Source organism: Ponticoccus sp. (in: a-proteobacteria) (assembly GCF_048381735.1).
Map to the genome: position 1 here is coordinate 151,244 of NZ_JBLXGL010000005.1, position 21,197 is coordinate 172,440.

Annotated in this window: 14 protein-coding genes; 5 read left to right on the plus strand and 9 right to left on the minus strand. The window is 66.2% G+C overall.

Translation table 11 applies throughout. The annotated features are described in order from the left end of the window. Window positions 1-706 precede the first annotated feature (706 nt). Window positions 707-4,396 carry a vitamin B12-dependent ribonucleotide reductase gene (locus tag ACN5KJ_RS11595; protein ID WP_418594101.1) on the plus strand — a complete coding sequence of 1,230 codons (3,690 nt, stop codon included), beginning with the start codon at window positions 707-709 and terminating at the stop codon, window positions 4,394-4,396. Window positions 4,397-4,767: 371 nt separating this feature from the next. Here ACN5KJ_RS11595 and ACN5KJ_RS11600 read toward each other — a convergent pair whose 3' ends face one another. From ACN5KJ_RS11600 to ACN5KJ_RS11620, 5 genes are all read right to left on the minus strand, one after another. Beyond that, window positions 4,768-5,388, minus strand: coding sequence for a YitT family protein (locus ACN5KJ_RS11600; protein WP_347167736.1), 621 nt, complete (start codon window positions 5,386-5,388; stop codon window positions 4,768-4,770). Between the two features lie 105 nt (window positions 5,389-5,493). Next, a complete protein-coding gene (locus ACN5KJ_RS11605; protein WP_206564989.1) occupies window positions 5,494-6,708 on the minus strand; it encodes an NADP-dependent isocitrate dehydrogenase in 1,215 nt (404 codons plus the stop codon). Window positions 6,709-7,096: 388 nt separating this feature from the next. Beyond that, entirely contained in the window at window positions 7,097-8,332 is a 1,236-nt protein-coding gene (locus ACN5KJ_RS11610) for a multidrug effflux MFS transporter (RefSeq protein ID WP_347167735.1), read from the minus strand. A 161-nt stretch (window positions 8,333-8,493) separates the two neighbouring features. Beyond that, window positions 8,494-9,135, minus strand: coding sequence for a DsbA family oxidoreductase (locus ACN5KJ_RS11615; protein WP_418594104.1), 642 nt, complete (start codon window positions 9,133-9,135; stop codon window positions 8,494-8,496). Between the two features lie 57 nt (window positions 9,136-9,192). Continuing rightward, on the minus strand, window positions 9,193-10,704 hold the full coding sequence (locus ACN5KJ_RS11620) for a class I adenylate-forming enzyme family protein (RefSeq protein ID WP_418594105.1): 1,512 nt from the start codon (window positions 10,702-10,704) through the stop codon (window positions 9,193-9,195). A gap of 66 nt (window positions 10,705-10,770) precedes the next feature. Between ACN5KJ_RS11620 and ACN5KJ_RS11625 the strand changes: the two genes are divergently transcribed. Next, complete coding sequence (locus tag ACN5KJ_RS11625) at window positions 10,771-11,391, plus strand: helix-turn-helix domain-containing protein (protein ID WP_023850726.1); 621 nt, start codon at window positions 10,771-10,773, stop codon at window positions 11,389-11,391. Window positions 11,392-11,666: 275 nt separating this feature from the next. Then, window positions 11,667-15,137, plus strand: a complete 3,471-nt coding sequence (gene mfd / locus ACN5KJ_RS11630; RefSeq protein WP_418594204.1) for a transcription-repair coupling factor — start codon at window positions 11,667-11,669, stop codon at window positions 15,135-15,137. 578 nt (window positions 15,138-15,715) lie between these two features. On the opposite strand, the gene ACN5KJ_RS11635 is transcribed toward mfd, so the two are convergent. Genes ACN5KJ_RS11635 through ACN5KJ_RS11650 form a run of 4 tightly spaced genes read right to left on the minus strand, consistent with a single transcriptional unit; the run spans window position 15,716 to window position 18,714 of the window. Then, window positions 15,716-16,780, minus strand: a complete 1,065-nt coding sequence (locus ACN5KJ_RS11635) for a methyltetrahydrofolate cobalamin methyltransferase (protein WP_418594107.1) — start codon at window positions 16,778-16,780, stop codon at window positions 15,716-15,718. Continuing rightward, complete coding sequence (locus ACN5KJ_RS11640) at window positions 16,777-17,439, minus strand: HAD family hydrolase (RefSeq protein WP_418594108.1); 663 nt, start codon at window positions 17,437-17,439, stop codon at window positions 16,777-16,779. Before ACN5KJ_RS11640 ends, ACN5KJ_RS11635 begins: the two co-directional genes overlap by 4 nt. Window positions 17,440-17,464: 25 nt before the next feature. Beyond that, on the minus strand, window positions 17,465-18,385 hold the full coding sequence (locus ACN5KJ_RS11645; RefSeq protein WP_418594110.1) for a methylenetetrahydrofolate reductase: 921 nt from the start codon (window positions 18,383-18,385) through the stop codon (window positions 17,465-17,467). Between the two features lie 32 nt (window positions 18,386-18,417). Next, window positions 18,418-18,714: a virulence factor gene (locus ACN5KJ_RS11650; RefSeq protein WP_418594112.1), complete on the minus strand. Its 297-nt coding sequence runs from the start codon at window positions 18,712-18,714 to the stop codon at window positions 18,418-18,420. Between the two features lie 390 nt (window positions 18,715-19,104). Here ACN5KJ_RS11650 and ACN5KJ_RS11655 point away from each other — a divergent pair, with 390 nt between their 5' ends. Together ACN5KJ_RS11655 and ACN5KJ_RS11660 are read left to right on the plus strand one after the other, a co-directional pair. Further along, entirely contained in the window at window positions 19,105-20,217 is a 1,113-nt protein-coding gene (locus ACN5KJ_RS11655) for a Ppx/GppA phosphatase family protein (RefSeq protein ID WP_418594114.1), read from the plus strand. A 93-nt stretch (window positions 20,218-20,310) separates the two neighbouring features. After that, window positions 20,311-21,021: an RlmE family RNA methyltransferase gene (locus ACN5KJ_RS11660; RefSeq protein ID WP_418594115.1), complete on the plus strand. Its 711-nt coding sequence runs from the start codon at window positions 20,311-20,313 to the stop codon at window positions 21,019-21,021. Window positions 21,022-21,197 lie beyond the last annotated feature (176 nt).

A 21,197-nucleotide genomic window follows, 5' to 3' on the forward strand; every position in this document is an offset into this window, starting at 1 on the left:
CCGGGGTGTTTTCGTTTCCAGAGACAGGCGGGCGACCGGCCCGGGCGGTGACTGACAGTGGTGCCGCTACAGGACATGGTGCCGGTTGCGCCCGCGCCATGCCGGGCCAGAACGTGGCATTGCGGCGCCGGGGGCGTGTTGTGCACAGTTTTCCGGCACCGGGTCGGAGCACCCGGGTTTTGCGGCAGAAACAGGCGTTTGCCTGAAAAGCAGGCAGGGTTTTCCGAATCGCTTTTCCGGTCAGATATGTCGGTTGCCTGTGTCATTCCCGCTAGATGTGGTGCAGGACTGCCGCAGGTGCCTTTCGCAGGGATGCGCTGGCGGAAGACCGGGCAGCAAAAAGGGGCTGTGGATAAACCTCGGGATCAATAGGGCTTTTGGCTGGCTTTGCGGGGCCGGAACTCATCCACAGTCTGTGAGTGAATCGGAGCCCCTCACTGCCCCTAGTGGGGGCCGCACGGGTCAACACTAAATATATGGGGAAATCTCAAAAAACTTCGTTGACCTGAGGCGGTCAGATTAGCCATGTTGTGCGGGCCGGTTGGGGATGCCACTAGATGTTGTGGCACAGAGCGGCGCCAAGGACAGAGTGACACGATATCCAGCGGCGGGGACGGGCAGTTCCGCGATGCGATCGTCTTTCTGTCCTGCGCGGACCCGGGATCGGCAGGTGACTATCAGCACAGACCGCTTCAGGGGCAGCACAATGAAAATCGAGAGACAGTACACGAAGGCCGGACGGGACGCTTACGCAGGCATCGCTTTCGTCACCACGCGGTCCGAAATCCGCAACCCGGACGGTTCGACCGTCTTCGCTCTCGACAACCTCGAAGTGCCCAAAAGCTGGAGCCAGGTCGCCAGCGACGTCATCGCCCAGAAGTATTTTCGCAAGGCCGGCGTCCCGACCGAGCTGAAGCGCGTGCCCGAAGAGGGCGTGCCCGAGTTCCTGTGGCGCTCTGTCGCCGCCTCCAAGGACACGCCGCGCGTGGGCGAGACCTCGGCCCGTCAGGTCTTTGACCGTCTCGCAGGCGCCTGGGCCTACTGGGGCTGGAAGGGCGGCTACTTCACCACCGAGGCGGACGCCCGCGCCTATTACGACGAAATGCGCCACATGCTGGCCTCGCAGGTTGCTGCCCCCAACAGCCCGCAGTGGTTCAACACCGGCCTGCATTGGGCCTATGGCATCGACGGCCCCGGTCAGGGCCACTACTACGTCGACTTCCAGACCGGCAAGCTGACCCGGTCCAAGTCCGCCTACGAGCACCCGCAGCCGCATGCCTGCTTCATCCAGTCGGTTGCCGACGATCTCGTCGGCGACGGCGGCATCATGGATCTCTGGGTCCGCGAGGCGCGCCTGTTCAAATACGGCTCCGGCACCGGCACCAATTTCTCGTCTCTGCGCGCCGAGGGTGAAAGCCTGTCCGGCGGCGGCAAGTCGTCCGGCCTGATGGGGTTCCTCAAGATCGGCGACCGCGCGGCGGGCGCGATCAAGTCGGGCGGCACCACGCGCCGCGCGGCCAAGATGGTGATCTGCGATGCCGACCACCCGGACATCGAGGAATTCATCAACTGGAAGGTCAAGGAAGAGCAGAAGGTCGCCTCCATCGTCGCGGGTTCGAAGATGCACGAGAAGATGCTGAACGGCATCTTCCAGGCGATCCGCTCCTTCGACGGCACCGAGGATGGCGCCTATGACCCCAAGGTCAACGAGGCGCTGAAGGGGGCCGTGCGCGCCGCCAAGGGCGCCATGATCCCCGAGACCTACATCAAGCGCGTGCTCGACTACGCGCGCCAGGGCTATGCCTCGATCGAGTTCCCGACCTATGACACCGACTGGGACTCCGAAGCCTATGCATCGGTCTCGGGCCAGAACTCCAACAACTCGATCCGCGTCACCGACGCCTTCCTGACGGCGGTCCGCGAGGGCAAGCCCTGGGAGCTGATCCGCCGCACCGACGGCACTGTCGCCAAGACCGTCGACGCCAAGGAGCTGTGGGAGCAGATCGGCCATGCCGCATGGGCCTGCGCCGATCCGGGCATCCAGTTCCACGACACCGTGAACGCATGGCACACCTGCCCGCAGGACGGCGAGATCCGTGGCTCTAACCCCTGTTCCGAGTACATGTTCCTCGACGACACCGCCTGCAACCTTGCCTCGATGAACCTGCTGACCTTCCTCAAGGACGGTCACTTCGACGCCGAGCGCTACATGCATGCGACCCGCCTGTGGACGCTGACGCTGGAAATCTCGGTGACCATGGCGCAGTTCCCCTCGAAGGAAATCGCGCAGCTCAGCTACGACTTCCGCACGCTGGGCCTGGGCTATGCCAACATCGGCGGCCTCTTGATGAACATGGGGCTGGGCTATGACAGCGACGCGGGCCGCGCGCTTTGCGGTGCGCTGACCGCGATCATGACCGGCGTGTCCTACGCCACCTCCGCCGAGATCGCCGGAGAGGTCGGTGCCTTCGCCAAGTTCGAGAAGAACCGCGCCGACATGCTGCGGGTCATCCGCAACCACCGCAATGCCGCCTATGGCAGGACCGAGGGCTATGAGGGCCTCGCGGTGAAGCCGGTCGCGCTGGACCACGGCAACTGCCCGGTGCCCGCGCTGATCGACCTTGCCACCGGCGCATGGGACGAGGCGCTGGCGCTGGGGGAGAAGCACGGCTACCGCAACGCGCAGGTCTCGGTCATCGCGCCCACCGGCACCATCGGTCTGGTGATGGACTGTGACACCACCGGCATCGAGCCCGACTTCGCGCTGGTGAAGTTCAAGAAGCTGGCCGGCGGCGGCTACTTCAAGATCATCAACCGTTCGGTTCCGGCGGCACTGGAGAATCTGGGGTATGGCAGCGCCCAGATCGAAGAGATCATCTCCTATGCCGTCGGTCACCAGACGCTGGGCAATGCGCCCGGCGTCAACCACACCCGCCTGATGGCCCATGGTTTCGGCCCGGCGCAGATCGAAAAGCTCGAGGCCGCGCTGGCCACCGCCTTCGACATCCGCTTTGTCTTCAACCAGTGGACGCTGGGAGAGACCTTCTGCAAGGACACGCTGGGCATCCCGGCGACCAAGCTGAACGATCCGACCTTCGACCTGCTGCGCCACCTGGGCTTCACCAAGGCGGAAATCGACGCGGCCAACGACCACGTCTGCGGGACCATGACGCTGGAGGGCGCGCCCTTCCTGCGCGAGGATCACCTGACGGTCTTCGACTGCGCCAACCCCTGCGGCAAGAAGGGCAAGCGCTACCTGTCGGTCGAAAGCCACATCACCATGATGGCCGCCGCGCAGAGCTTCATCTCTGGCGCCATTTCCAAGACCATCAACATGGCGAACTCGGCCTCTATCGAGGACTGCCAGAAGGCCTATGAACTGTCGTGGTCGCTGGGTGTGAAGGCCAACGCGCTGTACCGTGATGGCTCGAAGCTGTCGCAGCCGCTGGCCGCCGCGCTGGTCGAGGACGACGAAGAGGCCGCCGAGATCCTCGAAACCGGCAATGCGCAGGAAAAGGCGCAGGTGCTGGCCGAGAAGATCGTCGAGAAGATCGTCGTGAAGGAGATCATCAAGTCCGAGCGGACCAAGATGCCCGAGCGCCGCAAGGGCTATACCCAGAAGGCGATTGTCGGCGGTCACAAGGTCTATCTGCGCACCGGCGAATACCAGGACGGCAGCCTTGGCGAGATCTTCATCGACATGCACAAGGAAGGCGCGGGCTTCCGTGCGATGATGAACAACTTCGCCATCGCCGTCTCTGTCGGTCTTCAGTACGGCGTGCCGCTGGAGGAGTTCGTCGACGCCTTCACCTTCACCAAGTTCGAACCGGCGGGCATGGTGCAGGGCAACGACTCGATCAAGAACGCGACCTCGATCCTCGACTACATCTTCCGCGAACTGGCGGTTTCCTACCTGGACCGCACCGACCTTGCGCATGTCAAACCCGAAGGCGCGTCCTTCGACGATCTGGGCCGGGGCGAGGAAGAGGGCGTCTCGAACGTCAAGGAACTGTCGGAAACCGCCGCGACGCGGTCGCTGGAGGTGCTGAAGCAGATCAGCTCGACCGGCTACCTGCGCAAGCGCCTGCCGCAGGAACTTGTGGTGCTTCAGGGCGGCATTCAGGGCGCGGTGGCCCTGAACAACGGCGCCGATGCGGACAGCGTGCTGAAATCGCTGGTGCCCGCCACGGCGTCGGGCCCGGTGGCGACAGCCTCGGCGGCGGTCTCGGTGTCCGGTGGATCGGGCGCGTCGGCCATGGCCATGAGCGCCGTGACCAAGGCCAAGATGCAGGGCTACGAGGGCGAATCCTGCGGCGAGTGCGGAAACTACACGCTGGTGCGCAACGGCACCTGCATGAAGTGCAACACCTGCGGCGGCACCTCGGGCTGTAGCTGAGGCAGGGTCGGGCAGGGGCCACGGTGATCCAGGCGCCGAGGCCCCGGCCCATGGCGCAGGCCCGCCGGGCCTGAGCGCCGCCCATACGGAACTTGCGCCCACCGGTGGCGCAACAGGGGGTCCGGCCCGAGACCTGTCGGCCCGGCCCCCCGACGAACAGGGTGGGGGCGGAGGGCCTGTCCTTGCCCATCCTCGCACGGGGCCGGTGCGCTGGCCCTGACGCGGACAAGGACGCAGGCAGACAACCGTCACGGGCAGTGAATCACACGAGCCTTGTCAGCGAGACTACGGGGTCCCCGCCGGGGGCCCCTTTTTCGTGCCAAGCGGCGCAGCGGCCCGGCGTCACGCGGCGGGGCCTTGGCGGTGAGGCCTTATGACCGGGCGATATAGCGGTCGCGGCGGTGGTTCACGGTGATCATGACGTTCAGGATCACCGCGCCCAGAAGCGACCAGAGCACCGTTTGCCAGTCGAAGAGGAAGGCCGCGAGCGTGAAGACACCCAGATCGAAGACAAGCTGCACGTTGCCCGCGCGGATGCCGCGCGAGTCCTGCAACCACAGCGCCACCACGCCCACGCCGCCCAGGGTCGCCCCGTGCCGGAACAGCACGATCAGCCCGATGCCGCCCAGCACGCCGAAGAGGGTCGCGGCGATGGCCGGGTGCAGCGGGTCCAGCGTCAGGACAGAGGGCAGGGCGTCCGCCATGGCCGACATGATGGTGACCGCGGCAAAGCTCTTCAGCGTGAAACGCAGGCCCATCTGCCTCAGCGCCAGCAGGTAGAAGGGCAGGTTCAGGACAAAGAAGACCGCGCCGAAGGACCAGCCCGAGACGTAGGATCCAAGCAGCGACAGGCCCGCGATCTGGCCGGTGATCAGGTCTTCGGTGCGCAGGAACTGCACCGACAGCGCCATGATCACGCAGCCCACGGCAAGCCCCAGCGCATCTTCCCAGAGGCTGTGGCGGTCGGCGGGTGGGGTAGAGAGCAGCGTCATGGCGTCTCTATCCAGCCAAGCGGCGCGGGGCGCAAGGGCGCAGGCGCCCGGATTCTCCTGAAACCGCTGGGGTACAGGAGGCGCCCGTGCCCCGCCCGTGCCTGCCTAGCCGTTCAGCGCCTTGTTCAGGTTCTCGTCGATCTTCTCGAGAAAGCCCATGGTGGTCAGCCAGCCCTGATCCGGGCCGACCAGCAGCGCCAGGTCCTTGGTCATGTGCCCCGATTCCACCGTCTCGACGATCACCCGTTCCAGCGTTTCGGCAAAGGCGCGCAGGGCCACGTTCTCGTCCAGCTTGGCGCGGTGCTTCAGCCCGCCGGTCCAGGCATAGATCGAGGCCACCGAGTTCGTGGAGGTGGACTCGCCCCGCTGGTGCTGGCGGTAGTGGCGGGTGACCGTGCCATGGGCGGCCTCGGCCTCGACGATCCTGCCGTCGGGCGTCATCAGCTGCGAGGTCATCATGCCGAGGCTGCCGAAGCCCTGCGCCACGGTGTCGGACTGCACGTCGCCGTCGTAATTCTTGCAGGCCCAGACGAACTTGCCGTTCCACTTCAGCGCGCAGGCGACCATGTCGTCGATCAGCCGGTGTTCGTACCAGATGCCCTTTTCCTTGAACTGCGCTTCGAACTCCGCCTCGAAGACCTCCTGAAAGAGATCCTTGAAGCGCCCGTCATAGGCCTTGAGGATGGTGTTCTTGGTGGACAGGTAGACCGGCCAGCCGAGGGTCAGCCCGTAGTTCAGCGAGGCGCGGGCAAAGTCGCGGATCGACTCGTCCTGATTGTACATGCCCATGTAGACGCCCGCGTCGGGGGCATCGTAGACCTCGCGCTCGATCACCTCGCCGTTGGCGCCTTCCCATTTCATCGTCAGCTTGCCCGCCGAGGGGAAGTGGAAATCGGTGGCCTTGTACTGGTCGCCGAAAGCGTGGCGGCCGACGACGATGGGCGCGGTCCAGCCCGGCACCAGGCGCGGCACGTTGCGGCAGATGATCGGCTGCCGGAAGACCACGCCGCCGAGGATGTTGCGGATCGTGCCGTTGGGCGATTTCCACATCTTCTTGAGGCCGAATTCCTCGACCCGCTGTTCGTCCGGCGTGATGGTCGCGCACTTAACCGCGACGCCGACCTCTTTGGTCTTCTCGGCGGCGTCGATGGTGATCTGGTCCTCTGTCCGGTCCCGCTCTTCTATGCCGAGATCGTAATAGAGCAGGTCGATGTCGAGATAGGGCAGGATCAGCTTCTGCTTGATGAAATCCCACATGATGCGGGTCATCTCGTCGCCATCCATCTCGACGATGGGGTTGTCCACCTTGATGCGGGTCATGAAGACTCCCTTGCTCTGCTTGGTTGGGCCCGCTCCTGCCATAGCGCAAAAACCGCGCATCGGGAATATGGTATGCCGTTGTATACCGCTGTCGCGCCACTGAATGGGCGGTATGTGCACCACCAGCCTGCCCGATGCCCCCTAAGGAAACACTTTCGAAACGGGGTTTTGTCTTGCGGATTTGAGAATGAACAATTCGAGACCTGGGAAAGGCGAAACCGTCCCGGTTCCATGGCCGGACCGTCGGACATGGAGAAAGAGATATCCTTGCGGGGCTGTTGCCCTGCGCGGGTGCGCCATGGCGTCGATGCCACGGCACTGGTGCAGAACATCCGCATGCGACACCCCGGGCCCGGCGGGCCGGGGGCAAGCGGCTCTCAGGCCGCTCTCAGGCCTCTACGGCCTGCTCGATGCGGCGCAGGCGCGCCATGGTCAGTTGCGCGCAGATGGCGAAGAGGAATGCGCCCGCCACCAGCGGCAGCGGCGTGCCGTCGAACAGCAGGCCGACCGGCACCGCAAGCACCACCGCGATCACCGTCGACACGGCGCCGATGATCGAAGCGGCCATGCCGGCGATATGCCCCATGGGCTCCATGCCGATGGCGTTCAGGTTCCCGATGGTCATGCCCATCTGGTAGAACAGCAGCAGTTGCCAGATGATGAAGACAACGAAGAGGCCGGTGCCCGACACGCCGCTGGCGATCAGCGCCGTGGCCACGGCGCTGGCGGCGATCTGCACCCAGAGCATCGTGGTCACAAGGCTGCGCATCCCCAGCCGCATGACCAGCCGGGCGTTCAGATAGCTGCTGGATGCGCCGATGATCGCGGTCAGCCCGAACCACAGCGGAAAGCTGTCGGCCCGGCCCAGTGCGGTCTCGTAGATCGGCTGGATCGTCGAAATGGTGGCGATCAGCATCGCGAAAATGAAGGCCTGCGCGAGGATCGACAGACGCACCACCGGATGCGCCATCATCTCGCGGATCGCCGCCCCGAGGGCGTTCAGGCGGAACGGACGGCGATGGGTCTCTGGCAGCGTTTCCGGCAGGCGCAGGGTGAACCAGATCGCACCCACCGCCGAGAACAGCGCGAAGGCATAGAAGACCGAGTGCCAGCCGGCGGCGGCGATCAGAACCGCACCGATCGAGGGGGCGAGCGCCGGGACCAGCGTGAAGACCATCATGACGAAGGACATGATCTGCGCCATGGCCCGCCCTGAATAGAGGTCGCGGACGATCGCAATCGCCACGACCCGGGGACCGGCGGCGCCCAGACCCTGAAGCAGGCGCGCGGCCAGCAGCACCTCTAGCGTTTCGGCCTGCGTGGCCATCAGCGCGCCAGCAATGTACAGCACGGCGCCGACCAGCACGATGGGCTTGCGCCCGAAGGTGTCGGACAAGGGCCCGGTGAAGAAGGTGCCCAGGCCCATGCCCAGCATGAACATCGTCACCACCAGCTGCACCTTGTTGGGCGCCTCGGGGCTGAGCGCGGCGGTCAGCTCGGGCAGGGCGGGCAGCATGGCGTCGATGGAAAAGGCAATCGTGGCAAAGAGCATTGCCAGAAGCGCGATCAATTCCGCACGGCCCGGAAGGCCGTCGGGCGCGACGGTGTCATGTGCAGGGGTCATGGGAACCTCAAAGGGGAAATTGCCCCCGGGACGAGGCAAAAAGCGTTTACCCTTCGACCTATCAAGGCCCGGCGCCCTTGGCCATAGCACAGGCCGGGTTATCCCTTCGATCCTCTGTGCGCTGGCGCAGGGTGATCCCGCCGTCCGGGCGAAGAGCGTGCCTAGCCCGCCCGAGTGGCGGCGGTAATCTCGGCAATGACCTGCGCCCAAAGCTCGGGCGGCTGGGCCCCGGGCACCGCGTGGCGCTTGCCGACCACGAAGGTCGGGACAGAGGTCACGCCCATGCCGCGCGCCGCCGCGTCCCGCTCGACGATCTCCTGCCGGTCCTGATCGGTGTTCAGAAGCCGCAGCACGAGGCTGGCGTCCAGCCCGGCGCCATCGGCCAGGTCGGCGAGGGTCTCGACATCGCCGATATCCCGGCCCTCGACGAAATAGGCCCGGAACAGCGCCGAGACCACGGCGGTCTGCACCCCCTCGATCTCGGCCCAGTGGATCAGCCGGTGCGCGTTCACCGTGTTGGGCGTGACCTTGATACGGTCGAGGTTGATCTCGACACCGGCCTTCTCGGCATGCTCCAGCACCGGCGTGTAGGCCTTGACCGCGCCGTCCTGGCCGCCGAATTTCTCTTCCAGATACTGGCGCCGGTCCATGCCGCCCGCGGGCATCGCCGGGTTCAGCATGAAGGGCAGCCAGCGGATGCGGAACGGGTGATCGGGATGATCCAGCAGCGCCCGGTCGAGATTGGCCTTGCCGATGTAGCACCAGGGACAGATCGGATCGGAAAAGATGTCGAGTTGTGTCATTGCGGGAGCTCCCTTTCCCTCTGCCTTACCAAGCGGCGCGTGGAATGGCGACAGGGCTCAGCCCGGCGCGTGGTCGCGCAGCGCCCTGCGGATGACCTTGCCGTTGGCGTTGCGGGGCAGCGCCTCGACCCGGATGAAGCTGCGCGGGCATTTGTAGCGGGCCAGCCGCGTGGCGGCCTCGGCCTTCAGGGCCTCTTCGTCCAGCGCCTCGGGGGCGGTGTAGAAGGCGGCGACCACGCGCACATCGGCCTTCACGGCGATGTCGGTCACTGCCAGTTCCGTCACACCCGGCAGGTCCGCCAGCGCCGCCTCGACCTCGGCGGGCGAGACACGGTAGCCACCGGCGTTCATCATGTCGTCGCCGCGCCCCAGGTAGGTGACGCGGTCGTCCTCGTCCATCTGGCCGTGGTCGCCGGTCAGGAACCAGCCCCCGCGAAAGCGCGCCTGCGTGGCCTCGGGCGCACCCACATAGCCCAGCATCAACCCCGGATCGCTGCGGTCGATGGCAATCTGGCCGGGGGTGCCGCGCGGGACCGGCTGGCCGTCCTCGCCGAGGATGGCGATGCGGCGGCCCTGCTGCGGTCGCCCGAGATGCGCGGCGCCCACCGGGCGGGCGGGCGCGCCCGAGATGAAGGTCGAACATTCGGACATGCCGAAGGCCTCGTAGATCTCGGTGCCGGTGGCTGCGCGCCATGCCTCGAGGATGGCGGGAGACAGCTTCTCTCCGGCGGCGAGGCCGTGGCGCAGACGGGGCATGGGGGCCAGCGGCGCCTTGAGCAACTGCCGGTAGACGCCCGGCGCGGCGGCCAGCAGGGTGGCATCGTTGCGCTTCATCAACAGGCCCAGCTGCGCCGGGTCGGTACCGGCGGCGGGGATCAGCGCCGTTGCGCCGCGCGTCCAGGGATCCATCAGGCCGGTGCCCAGCGTGAAGGTCCAGTTGAAGGCCCCGGCATGCAACAGCCGGTCCTCCGGGGTCAGGCCGTACCAGCCCTCCATCATCATCTGCCGCGCCCAGATCGCGCGATGGGCATGGCCCACGGCGCGCGGCGTGCCAGAGGTGCCGGAGGTCATGACGATATAGGCAAGGCGGTCGGGATCGCCCAGAGCGTAGTCGGCGGGCGGCAGATCGTGCCAGCCCCGGAAGGTGTCGGTGTCGAAACAGGGCAGGTCGGTCGGCGGGCAGGGAACGTCTTGTGCACGCAGCACGGCCTGCGGCGCCAGATGCGCGATGATGGCAGAGACTTCCGGCGCGGTCAGGTGCGACGAGGTCGGGATCGGCACGATCCCGGCGGTGATCGCCCCAAGGTAGGCGATGGGGAAGTCGACGGTGTTTCCCAGCCGCATCAGCAGGCGGTCGCCGGGCTTCAGCCCCTGTTGCAGAAGGCCGGTGGCGGTGCCGCGCACCGCTGCCTCGATCCGCGCGTAGGACCAGCGTTGCGCGCCGGTGGGCTTCAGGACCGCAAGGGCAATCTTGTCGGGCGTCCGGGGCGCGGCGCCCAGAACGTGCCGGGCAAGGTTGAAGGGCGCGGGGCAGGGCGCGAAGGGCCCCTGATCGAAGATCGACAGCATGCCAGTGGATTAGGCCGCGCCGGGTGGACTTGCAAGCTCCGGGGCACGGACCTATAGGCAATCCCCATGACGCAGGACCCTAAATCGCTGATCCGCATCGCCCGCGAGAGTGGCGAAGAAGGGCAAGCCGAACCGCTGGACCTTGGCAGCCGCGTGCGCGCCCTGCGCAAAGAGCGGAACTGGACGCTGGAGCAGGCGGCGAAGCAGGCCGGGCTTGCGCGCTCGACCCTGTCGAAGATCGAGAACGGACAGATGTCCCCGACCTACGAGGCGCTGAAGAAGCTGGCGCTGGGTCTGGAAATCTCTGTTCCGCAGCTGTTCACCGCGCCCCGGCAGGACAAGGTGACGGGCCGGATGACGGTCACGCGCGGGGAAGAGGGCCAGCATCAGGTCACGACCACCTATGAGCATACGCTGCTGGCGGAAACCCTGACCCGCAAGAAGATGCTGCCCTATCGCGCCCGCGTGCGCGCGCGGTCGATGGAAGAGTTCGACGGCTGGGTCCGTCACGACGGCGAGGAATTCCTCTACGTCCTGACCGGCGTCGTCCGGCTTTACACCGAGTTCTACGAACCGGTCGAGATGAAGCGCGGCGACAGCGCCTATTACGACGCGACCATGGGCCATAACGTCGTCTCGCTCTCTCCCGAGGATGCGACGATCCTCTGGGTCACATCGCTGTCCTGAGAAGGGGCCGCCGGACCGCTTTGCAGCGCTTGAGGGCGGCGTGATGCGGGAAGCGGTCGTTTCCCTGCGCAGGATGCTCTGACAGGGGCGGCGTGCCGCGGGATTCAGCCGAGCATGGTCCGTTTGCGCTCTGGAGTTTGCCGGGTGACAGGATGCGCGCGGCCCCGCCTTGCCCATTGCCCTGATCGCCCTGCTGTCCCTGCAAAGCCACCGTCCCCCGGGCGGGCATGCCGGAACAGGTTGACCCCGGCGTGGACACGGGCCATTTCCCTGCCATGTCCACGCAGAAGATCACAATCGGGGGCGCCCCCGAAGGCTTTGACGCGCAGCTTGTCCTGCGCGAGGTTGCCCGTGCCGAGGGCCCCGTTGTCCATATTGCCCGCGACGACAAGCGCCTTGCCGCCATGCGCGATGCGCTGGCCTTCTTCGCGCCCGACATGCCGGTGGTGGTCTTCCCGGCGTGGGATTGCCTGCCCTATGACCGGGTCTCGCCGAACGCCGATATTTCCGCCACACGCATGGCGACGCTTGCGGCGCTGGTGCACGGCATGCCGCCACGGTACATCCTGCTGACCACGCTTTCGGCGGCGATGCAGCGCCTGCCCGCCCGCGCGGTCCTGCGCGAGGCCGCCTTTGCCGCCCGCGTCGGCGACAGGGTGGATGAGGAAGCCCTGCGCAAGTTTTTGGTACGCATGGGTTTTTCTCAGGCGCCCACGGTGACGGAGCCGGGCGATTACGCGGTGCGCGGCGGGATCGTCGACATCTTCCCGCCGGGCGATCTGGGGCCGGTGCGGCTGGATTTCTTCGGTGATGTTCTGGACGGCGCGCGGCGCTTCGACCCGGCCTCGCAGCGCACCACCGAAACGCTGGAGATGGTCGAGCTGGCGCCGGTCTCCGAGGTGATCCTCGACGATGCGGCCATCACGCGCTTCCGCCAGAACTACCGGATCGAGTTCGGCGCCGCAGGCACCGACGATCCGCTGTACGAGGCGGTCAGCGCGGGCCGCAAACATGCCGGGATCGAGCATTGGCTGCCGTTCTTCCATGAAGAACTGGAAACGCTCTTCGACTACCTGCCCGGCGTGCCGGTGCTGATGGACGACCAGACCAGCGCCGCGCGGCTGTCGCGGTGGGAAGGGATCGCCGACCAATACGGCACGCGCAAACATGCGCTGAGCCAGAAAAAGACACTTGGATCAACGGTCTACAAGCCGATCCCGCCAGGGCTTCTGTATCTGGACGACGCCGCCTGGGACAGTGCGCTTGCGGACCGCCGTCAGGTGGCCTTCAACCCGCTGCCGCAGGCCTCGGGCCCCGGTGTGACGGATGCGGGCGGGCGCATCGGGCGCAATTTCTCGCCCGAGAGGCAGCAGGAAAATCTAAGCCTTTTCGGCGCCTTGGCGCAGCATGTTCAGGCAAAGATGCAGGAGGGGCCGGTGGTCGTGGCCTCCTATTCCGAAGGCGCGCGGGAACGGCTGTCCGGGCTGATCGAGGACGAGGGGCTGGCCGAGGCCATCCCGATCCCGCATGGCGGGCGGATCGGCAAACAGGGGCTTCACCTTGCGGTCTGGGCTCTGGAAGCGGGGTTCGAGGCGCCCTGGCAGGACGACCGGCGCATCACGGTGATCTCGGAACAGGACGTGCTGGGCGACCGGCTGATCCGGCAGCCCAAGAAACGCCGCCGCGCCGAGAACTTCCTGACAGAGACGCAAAGCCTGACGCCGGGTGATCTTGTGGTCCATGTCGACCACGGGATCGGGCGCTACATGGGGCTGGAGGTGGTGACCGCCGCCGGTGCCGCGCATGAATGTATCCTGCTGGAATATGCCGAGGCGTCGAAGCTTTACCTGCCGGTCGAGAATATCGAGCTGCTGTCGAAATACGGCCACGAAGAGGGGCTGCTGGACAAGCTCGGTGGCGGCGCATGGCAGGCCAAGAAGGCCAGGCTGAAGGAACGCATCCGCGAGATGGCGGACCGGCTGATCCGCATTGCCGCCGAGCGCGCGCTGCGCAAGGCGCCGATCATGGACCCGCCGCCGGGCAGCTACGAGAGCTTTGCGGCACGGTTCCCCTATAGCGAAACCGACGACCAGCTTGGCGCCATCGACGACGTGATGACCGACATGCATTCCGGTCAGCCGATGGATCGCCTGATCTGCGGCGACGTGGGCTTTGGCAAGACAGAGGTCGCCATGCGCGCGGCCTTCGTTGCCGCCATGTCCGGCGTGCAGGTGGCGGTGATCGCGCCGACGACACTGCTGGCGCGGCAGCACTACAAATCCTTCGCGGACCGGTTCCGGGGTTTTCCCGTGCAGGTGGCGCCCCTGTCGCGCTTTGTCGGCACGAAACAGGCCGCTGCGACGCGCGACGGCATTTCCAAGGGCACCGTCGATATCGCCGTGGGCACCCATGCGCTGCTGGCCAAGGGCATCCGGTTCCAGAACCTCGGCCTGCTGATCATCGACGAGGAACAGCACTTCGGCGTGCAGCACAAGGAGCGGCTGAAGCAGCTGCGTTCGGACATTCACGTGTTGACGCTGACCGCGACGCCCATCCCGCGCACCCTGCAGCTGTCGCTGACCGGCGTGCGCGACCTGTCGATCATCGGCACGCCCCCGGTCGACCGCCTGGCGATCCGCACCTATGTCAGCGAATTCGACGCCGTCACCCTGCGCGAGGCGCTGCTGCGCGAGCATTTCCGCGGCGGGCAGAGCTTCTTCGTGGTGCCGCGGCTGACGGACCTGCCGGACATCGAGCAATTCCTGCGCGATCAGGTGCCCGAGGTCAGCTTTGTCGTCGCCCATGGCCAGATGGCGGCGGGCGATCTCGACGAGCGGATGAACGCTTTTTACGACGGCAAATACGACGTGCTTCTGGCCACGACCATCGTGGAATCCGGGCTGGATATTCCCACCGCCAACACCATGATCGTGCATCGCGCCGACATGTTCGGCCTGTCGCAGCTTTACCAGATCCGTGGGCGCGTGGGGCGGTCGAAGACCCGGGCCTATTGCTACCTGACGACCAAGCCCCGGGTGAAACTGACGCCGCAGGCGGAAAAGCGGCTGCGGGTGCTGGGGGCCATCGACACGCTGGGCGCGGGCTTCTCGCTGGCCTCGCAGGATCTGGATATTCGCGGCGCGGGCAACCTGCTGGGCGAGGAACAGTCCGGCCAGATGCGCGACGTCGGTTACGAGTTGTACCAGTCCATGCTGGAAGAGGCGATTGCCAAGATCCGCTCTGGCCAGATGGAGGGTCTGACAGAGGACGACGGCCAGTGGGCGCCGCAGATCAACCTTGGCGTGCCGGTGCTGATCCCCGAGAATTACGTGCCGGACCTCGACGTGCGGCTGGGTCTCTATCGCCGCCTCTCGGGCTTGACCACCAAGGTCGAGCTGGAAGGCTTCGCCGCCGAACTGATCGACCGCTTCGGGAAATTGCCGCGCGAGGTCAATACCTTGCTGCTCGTTGTTCGCATCAAGGCGATGTGCAAGAAGGCGGGGATTGCCAAGCTGGACGGCGGGCCGAAGGGCGCGACGATCCAGTTCCACCAGAACAAGTTCGCCTCTCCCGAGGGGCTTGTGACCTTCATCAAGGCGCAGGACGGGCTGGCCAAGATCAAGGGCGACAAGATCGTCATCCGCCGCGACTGGCCGCGCGACAAGGACAAGATCCAGGGCGCCTTCGCCATCGCCCGCGACCTTGCGGAACAGGCGGGCGCGGTGAAGAAGAAGGCAAAGGCCTGAGGCGGATTTCGCCTTGGGCTGTCGGGGGGCTTGGGTGTCCATTGCCGGGCGCCGCGCGTCGACGGGTGCCAAGGTCCGGCACGGCTGCGGCGCAGGCAAAGGCCTTCCCTTGAACACGTTCAGGTTGTGTCTGACGGCGTTCAATCAGGCCTAAGCCCGGGTTGGATGCTCTGCGCCGAAAGGCGGCAGGCTGTGGAACGTCGCCCTATAAAGCCTTCAGAGGGCGTGATTTTCAGGCGGAGGGCGGGCGGTCGAAAAGCGCTCGGTCTGCGTCTGGAAAACGGAATTTTCAGAAAGACCCTATCAACGCCTCAATTGAGACACAGATTTGTCCAAGATTCAATCAACCATTGGGAGAAATCGGGGCAGCGAGTTTCGCGCCGACGATACCCGGCACCGGCGCCCGAAAGTGAGCGCGTCGGCTCTGGAGGCAAGGGCCGGACAATGCGCCCGTGACGCTGACGGTCTACAGCGCGGACCGCCCGGTCCGGATGGCGCAGTCAAATCTTACCCTGGGTGGGGGCCCGGGAAAGACGGCGCCCGGTTCCTTCGACAAGGGGGAACCGGGCGCCGATCTCTCAGGCGCGGCGGCGCCGTCCACCGGCGCGGCGGCCACCGGCCTCTCCGGCAGGCTTGTTGAAGGCGATCCAGTTGCCGCCGCCAGCGTCTTGATTCATCAGGAAATTCGCGGCGCGGATGGCCTCCATTTCCTTGCCGGGACGCGCCCTGGTCGATCCCATGCCGAAGAGGCTCACGAAGGTCTCGTCGTCCATGTCCGGCGGCAGCATGACGCCCGCCGCCTCGACCGCCGCGCGCTTTTCGGCGATGGCCTTGGGGCCGACGGGCAGGGCAACCGGGTTCATGATCGCGGACGTCATGCCCGCACCCATGGCCATGGGCAGGAAGGCGTTGTTGATGCCGTGGCGGTTCGGCAGCCCGAAAGAGATGTTCGACGCGCCGCAGGTGGTGTTCACGCCCAGTTCCTCGCGCAACCGGCGGACCAGCGTGAAGACCTGAAGACCGGCGCTGCCCATGGCACCCACCGGCATGACCAGAGGATCGACCACGATGTCATGCGCGGGGATGCCGAAATCGGCGGCGCGCTCGACGATCTTTCTGGCGACGGCAAAGCGGACCTCGGGGTCTTCGCTGATCCCGGTGTCGTCGTTCGAGATCGCCACCACCGGCACGTTGTATTTCTTGACCAGCGGCAGGACCAGTTCCAGCCGCTCTTCCTCTCCGGTGACCGAGTTCAGCAGCGGGCGGCCCTCGGCGGCGGCAAGGCCGTTTTCCAGCGCGCCCGGCACCGAGCTGTCGATGCACAGCGGCACGTCCACCACCGCCTGCACCTTTTCCACCAGCTGCCGCATTAGGTCCGGCTCGACGAAGTTGTTGTCGGCGTAGCGCGGGTCCTCGGCCATCTTGTTGGAAAAGACGGCGCCGGAATTGATGTCCAGCACCGTGGCCCCGGCGGCGACCTGCGCCAGCGCGTCGGCCTCGACCCGGCTGAAATCGCCCCGCTCCAGCTCTTCGTTCAGGATCTTGCGGCCGGTCGGGTTGATCCGCTCTCCGATCACGCAGAAGGGCTGGTCGAAGCCGATGATCGCGGTCTTGGTCTTCGACTCGACGATGGTGCGGGTCATTGGGCGGGCTCCTCCGTGAAGCGCTTCAGGACATCCTCGAGCGCGGGGTCTGTGTAATCTTCAAGCGTCGCGGCGGCGCCCGCCGCGCGCAGGCTGGCGTCATCGGCAGAGGACCGGATGCCCACGGCGTAGGCGCCGCTGGCGGCGGCAGCCATCATGCCCGAGGGGCTGTCCTCGAAGGCGATGCAATCGCCGGGCGCGACGCCCAACTGCTTCATCGCTTCAAGATAGGGGTCCGGCGCGGGCTTGCCGCGTGCGCATTCGTCGCCGATCACCAGAACCGCGAACCGGTCCTTCAGGCCGATCGCCGAGAGCATGTGCTCGGCGTTCACGCGCGGCGCGTTGGTGACCACGGCGACCTTCCAGCCAGAGGCCGCGGCCCGGTCCAGCAGGGCGACAGCGCCCGGCATCGGCGGGTGGCCGTCATCCAGCCGCTCGCGAAAGCGCGCCTCTTTCTGGTCCGACAGGGCGACGGCGTCCTCGCCGGGGAAGAGATGCGGAAAGGTCTCCAGGTTATGCGTGCCGTGGATCTTCTCGAAGTAGAAGGCCTCGTCGATGGTACGTCCTCGCTCTTCGAACATCTCCATGAAGACCTGAACGTGCAGCGGATCGGAATGCAGCAAGGTGCCGTCGAGATCGAAAAGAAGTGCCGTGCCCATGTTTGTCCCTGCGTCCCTTGTGATGTCAGCCGTTGGCGGGGCGGCCCGAGGCGCCGCCGTTCTGGATGGTCCAGTCCGCCGTGGCATTGATACCGCCGAGGGGAAAGAAGTGCACGCGCTCGATGTTGAAACCGGGGTTCGCCGCCTTGTGCGCGGCCAGCCGGGTCAGCACCTCGGTCGGCTCGTAGGGCAAGAGCAGCTTGGTCACGTCCATGGCACGCTTTTGCAGGACCTTGAGCGAGGGGCCGACGCCGCAGGCGATGGCGAACTTGATCAGGGTCTGCAGCTTGGCCGGGCCCGCGATGCCGATGTGGATCGGCAGGTCGATGCCCTCGGCCTTCAGGCGGTCGGCCCATGCGATGATCGGATCGGCGTCGAAGGCGAATTGCGTCGCCAGCGCCATCTTGGCGTCGGTGCGCTCTGCAAAGGCCTGCTTCCAGCGCAGCGCCGCCATCACCGCCGCGTCGCCGCCGTCGGGGTCGATGTCGCGGTTGCCCTCGGGGTGACCGGCCACATGCAGGCGGGTGAAGCCGTATTTGTCGAAAAGCCCGGTTTCCATCAGCTGCATGGAGGAGTGGAACTGCCCCTGCGGCTCGGACACGCCACCGGCCAGCAGCAGCGCCTGTTCGACGCCCGCCGCATCGCGGTACATCTGCAGCCAGCGCTCCAGCGTGGCGGCATCGGGGATGATGCGCGCGGGCAGGTGGGGCATGACGGCGTAGCCCTCGTTGGCGAGGCGCGCGGCGGTGGCGACCATGTCCTCGATCGGGGTGCCGTCGATATGGGCGATGTAGACCCGCGTGCCCTCGGGCAGGAGATCGCGGAACGAGCTGACCTTGGCCGCGGTGCGCGGCATGACCTCGATGGAATACCCATCCAGGAAGGCCTCGATCGCGGCGCTGCCGGGCTGGTGCGTTTCGCGCTTGCGGAAGTTCAGCAGGGCCATGAGTCTCTCCTTCAGGGTCATCGGGGCGGGGATCAGGCGTGGCCGCCGTTGGCGATCAGCGCCTTCAGGCGGTCGCTGTCGTATTCGCTGTCGAGGCGGGTGGCCTCGGCTTTGGCGGCCTCGTCGGGATCGCCCTCGACCCTGCCGGAAGCGACCTTGCGCCATTCGGCGAGGTAGTCGTCGGTCCCGGCAGCGCCGGATTTCATCGCGGCGCGGTCGATGGCCTGCTCGAACCGCTCGGGCAGCTGCACCTTGGACCCGCGACGGCCCTTGCCGACGATGACCTGTGCCGGGATGTCGCGCCAGTAGACGATGGTGAGTTCTGCCATGGGGCTGATTCCGTTCCTGCTTGCACCGCTGTTTAGCGGCGCGGGGCGCGGCGTCTGTGTCGGATTTCGACCCCTGCGGTGCCGCGAGCGACAGCAGGCCGCCCGAGGCCGGGCCCGCGACGGACCGCGTCCCGACATTGTTGGCCGGAACCAGGGAAATCGTAAGGGGGACGCCGCATTGTTCTGCGACAGCTGTCACCGGCGACGTCGCATGCCTCGCGCGTCAACGGCACCCCGCCCGGCCGGTCAGGCCCGACCCCGGCGGCACATTTTGCGCTGCTGTCGGCCTAATTTTCGGCCCTGCCGGCGGGGCGCCTTTACGGCTCTTGCGCGGTGCCGGTCGCCCGCGTATCGTGATCCACAAGTAGATATCGGAAAAGGCGCATCGTCATGGCGCCAGAGCGTCCCAAGGCAGCGGGCGCTTTCCCGAAACCGGTCGAGAGTCCCGCGCCTGAACGGCCCGATCCGAATGCGTTGTATGCCGCGCTGGATCTGGGCACCAACAGTTGTCGCATGCTGATTGCCCAACCCAAGGGCAGCCAGTTTCACGTGCTGGACAGTTTCTCGAAGTCGGTCCAGCTGGGCCAGGGGCTTGAGAAATACGGAAAACTCAGCCGCGCCTCGATGGGGCGGACGGTTTCCGCGCTGCGCGTCTGCCGGCAGAAGATCGAACGGCACAAGGTCTCGCGCATGCGGCTTGTGGCGACAGAAGCCTGCCGCCGGGCGCGCAATGCCCGCGAGTTCATCCGGCACGTCAAGGCCGAGACCGGCCTGAGCCTGGAAATTATCCAGCCCGAGGAAGAAGCGCGTCTTGCGATGATTTCCTGCGCGCCGCTGGTGTCCACCAAGACCGAGCAGCTGCTGGTTGTCGACATCGGCGGCGGGTCCACCGAGCTGGTGTGGATCGACCTCAGCCGGGTCGAGCCGCGCGAACGCCCGCGGGCGATCATGCGCCTGCATGCCGGGTTCCACCCGCCCGACAGCCCCTTTCCGACCGCGAAGGTGGTGGACTGGATCTCTGTGCCGCTGGGCGTGGCGACCCTGCGGGACCAGTTCTCGGATGTGGTGGACGACGCCGGGCGCTATGCGCTGATGAGCTGGTATTTCGAAGAAAACCTTGCGGAATTCAGCCCCTATCAGGATGAGCAGGCGCGGGAGGGGTTCCAGATCGTGGGCACCTCGGGCACCGTCACGACGGTCGCGGCCTCGCATCTGGGCCTGCGGCGCTACGACCGGACCAAGGTGGACGGGCTGCGCATGACCTCTGACCAGATCGAGGCGGTGATCCAGGGCTATCTTGAATTGGGTCCGGCCGGGCGGCGGCGGGATCCGCGCATCGGACCGGACCGGCACGCGCTGATCATGTCCGGCTCGGCGATCCTTCAGGCGCTTTTGCGGGTCTGGCCGACGGATCGGCTTTCGGTGGCCGACCGGGGGCTGCGCGAGGGACTTTTGTATGCGCAGATGTCGGCGGATGGCGTTCTGGAAGATGGGCCATTATAGAACGATTTTTCGGGGAAAATCGTACGGGGGGCGCTGCCCCCGTCCTTCGGACTCCCCCGGGATATTTTTGGACAGAAGAAACAGGGGGCCGGGATGGCAAAGGAGCCGAAGAACTCTTCGGGACGCGGGCAACGCGATCTGAAGGTCAAGGTCAAGACTGCGCGGGGGCGCAAGACCTCGTCGACGCGCTGGCTGCAAAGGCAGTTGAACGACCCCTATGTGAAGCGCGCGAGGCTTGAAGGGTATCGTGGAAGAGCGGCCTTCAAGATTCTGGAAATAGACGATAAATACAGGTTTTTGGTGCCCGGCGCCCGGGTGGTCGACCTGGGCTGCGCACCCGGCGGCTGGTGCCAGGTTGCGGTGCCGCGCGTCAATGCGCTTGGCGAGAAGAGCGGCAAGGCGCAGGGCTTTGTGCTTGGGGTTGACCTGCAGGCTGTCGATCCGATTGCCGGCGCCGAGCTGCATCAGCTCGACTTCATGGAGGACGGTGCCGACGACAAGGTGAAAGCCTGGCTTGGCGGGCGCGCGGATGTGGTGATGTCGGACATGGCGGCGGCCTCGTCGGGGCATAAGCAGACCGATCACCTGCGGATCATTTCGCTGTGCGAGGCGGCGGCGGAGCTGGCCTTCGACGTGCTCGAACCGGGCGGGACCTTCGTGGCCAAGGTGCTGGCGGGCGGCGCTGAAGGATCCCTGCAACAGATCCTCAAGCAGCGCTTCGCCAAGGTGGCGAATTACAAACCTCCTGCAAGCCGTTCCGATTCCTCGGAAAAGTTTGTCGTCGCCACGGGGTTCAGGGGCTGAGGGCCAGGGTCTTGACCCTTTGACCGGCGCGCGCTTCGGGCTGCGCGCCGCATTGGATCCCTGTGGCCCTGTGCTTTGCGACACCTTCGCGGCGCCGAAAAAGCCGCGCCGGGGATTGACCATTGCCCTGGCGGGCGGTCTGTTTCCGGCAGGCTGGTTGAGGAGAGGTTGGGTGG

Coding starts and splice junctions, on each gene's coding strand:
- ACN5KJ_RS11595 (WP_418594101.1), top strand. CDS start 707: ATGAAAATCGAGAGACAGTACACGAAGGCCGGACGGGACGCTTACGCA.
- ACN5KJ_RS11600 (WP_347167736.1), bottom strand. CDS start 5,388: ATGACGCTGCTCTCTACCCCACCCGCCGACCGCCACAGCCTCTGGGAA.
- ACN5KJ_RS11605 (WP_206564989.1), bottom strand. CDS start 6,708: ATGACCCGCATCAAGGTGGACAACCCCATCGTCGAGATGGATGGCGAC.
- ACN5KJ_RS11610 (WP_347167735.1), bottom strand. CDS start 8,332: ATGACCCCTGCACATGACACCGTCGCGCCCGACGGCCTTCCGGGCCGT.
- ACN5KJ_RS11615 (WP_418594104.1), bottom strand. CDS start 9,135: ATGACACAACTCGACATCTTTTCCGATCCGATCTGTCCCTGGTGCTAC.
- ACN5KJ_RS11620 (WP_418594105.1), bottom strand. CDS start 10,704: ATGCTGTCGATCTTCGATCAGGGGCCCTTCGCGCCCTGCCCCGCGCCC.
- ACN5KJ_RS11625 (WP_023850726.1), top strand. CDS start 10,771: ATGACGCAGGACCCTAAATCGCTGATCCGCATCGCCCGCGAGAGTGGC.
- mfd (WP_418594204.1), top strand. CDS start 11,667: ATGTCCACGCAGAAGATCACAATCGGGGGCGCCCCCGAAGGCTTTGAC.
- ACN5KJ_RS11635 (WP_418594107.1), bottom strand. CDS start 16,780: ATGACCCGCACCATCGTCGAGTCGAAGACCAAGACCGCGATCATCGGC.
- ACN5KJ_RS11640 (WP_418594108.1), bottom strand. CDS start 17,439: ATGGGCACGGCACTTCTTTTCGATCTCGACGGCACCTTGCTGCATTCC.
- ACN5KJ_RS11645 (WP_418594110.1), bottom strand. CDS start 18,385: ATGGCCCTGCTGAACTTCCGCAAGCGCGAAACGCACCAGCCCGGCAGC.
- ACN5KJ_RS11650 (WP_418594112.1), bottom strand. CDS start 18,714: ATGGCAGAACTCACCATCGTCTACTGGCGCGACATCCCGGCACAGGTC.
- ACN5KJ_RS11655 (WP_418594114.1), top strand. CDS start 19,105: ATGGCGCCAGAGCGTCCCAAGGCAGCGGGCGCTTTCCCGAAACCGGTC.
- ACN5KJ_RS11660 (WP_418594115.1), top strand. CDS start 20,311: ATGGCAAAGGAGCCGAAGAACTCTTCGGGACGCGGGCAACGCGATCTG.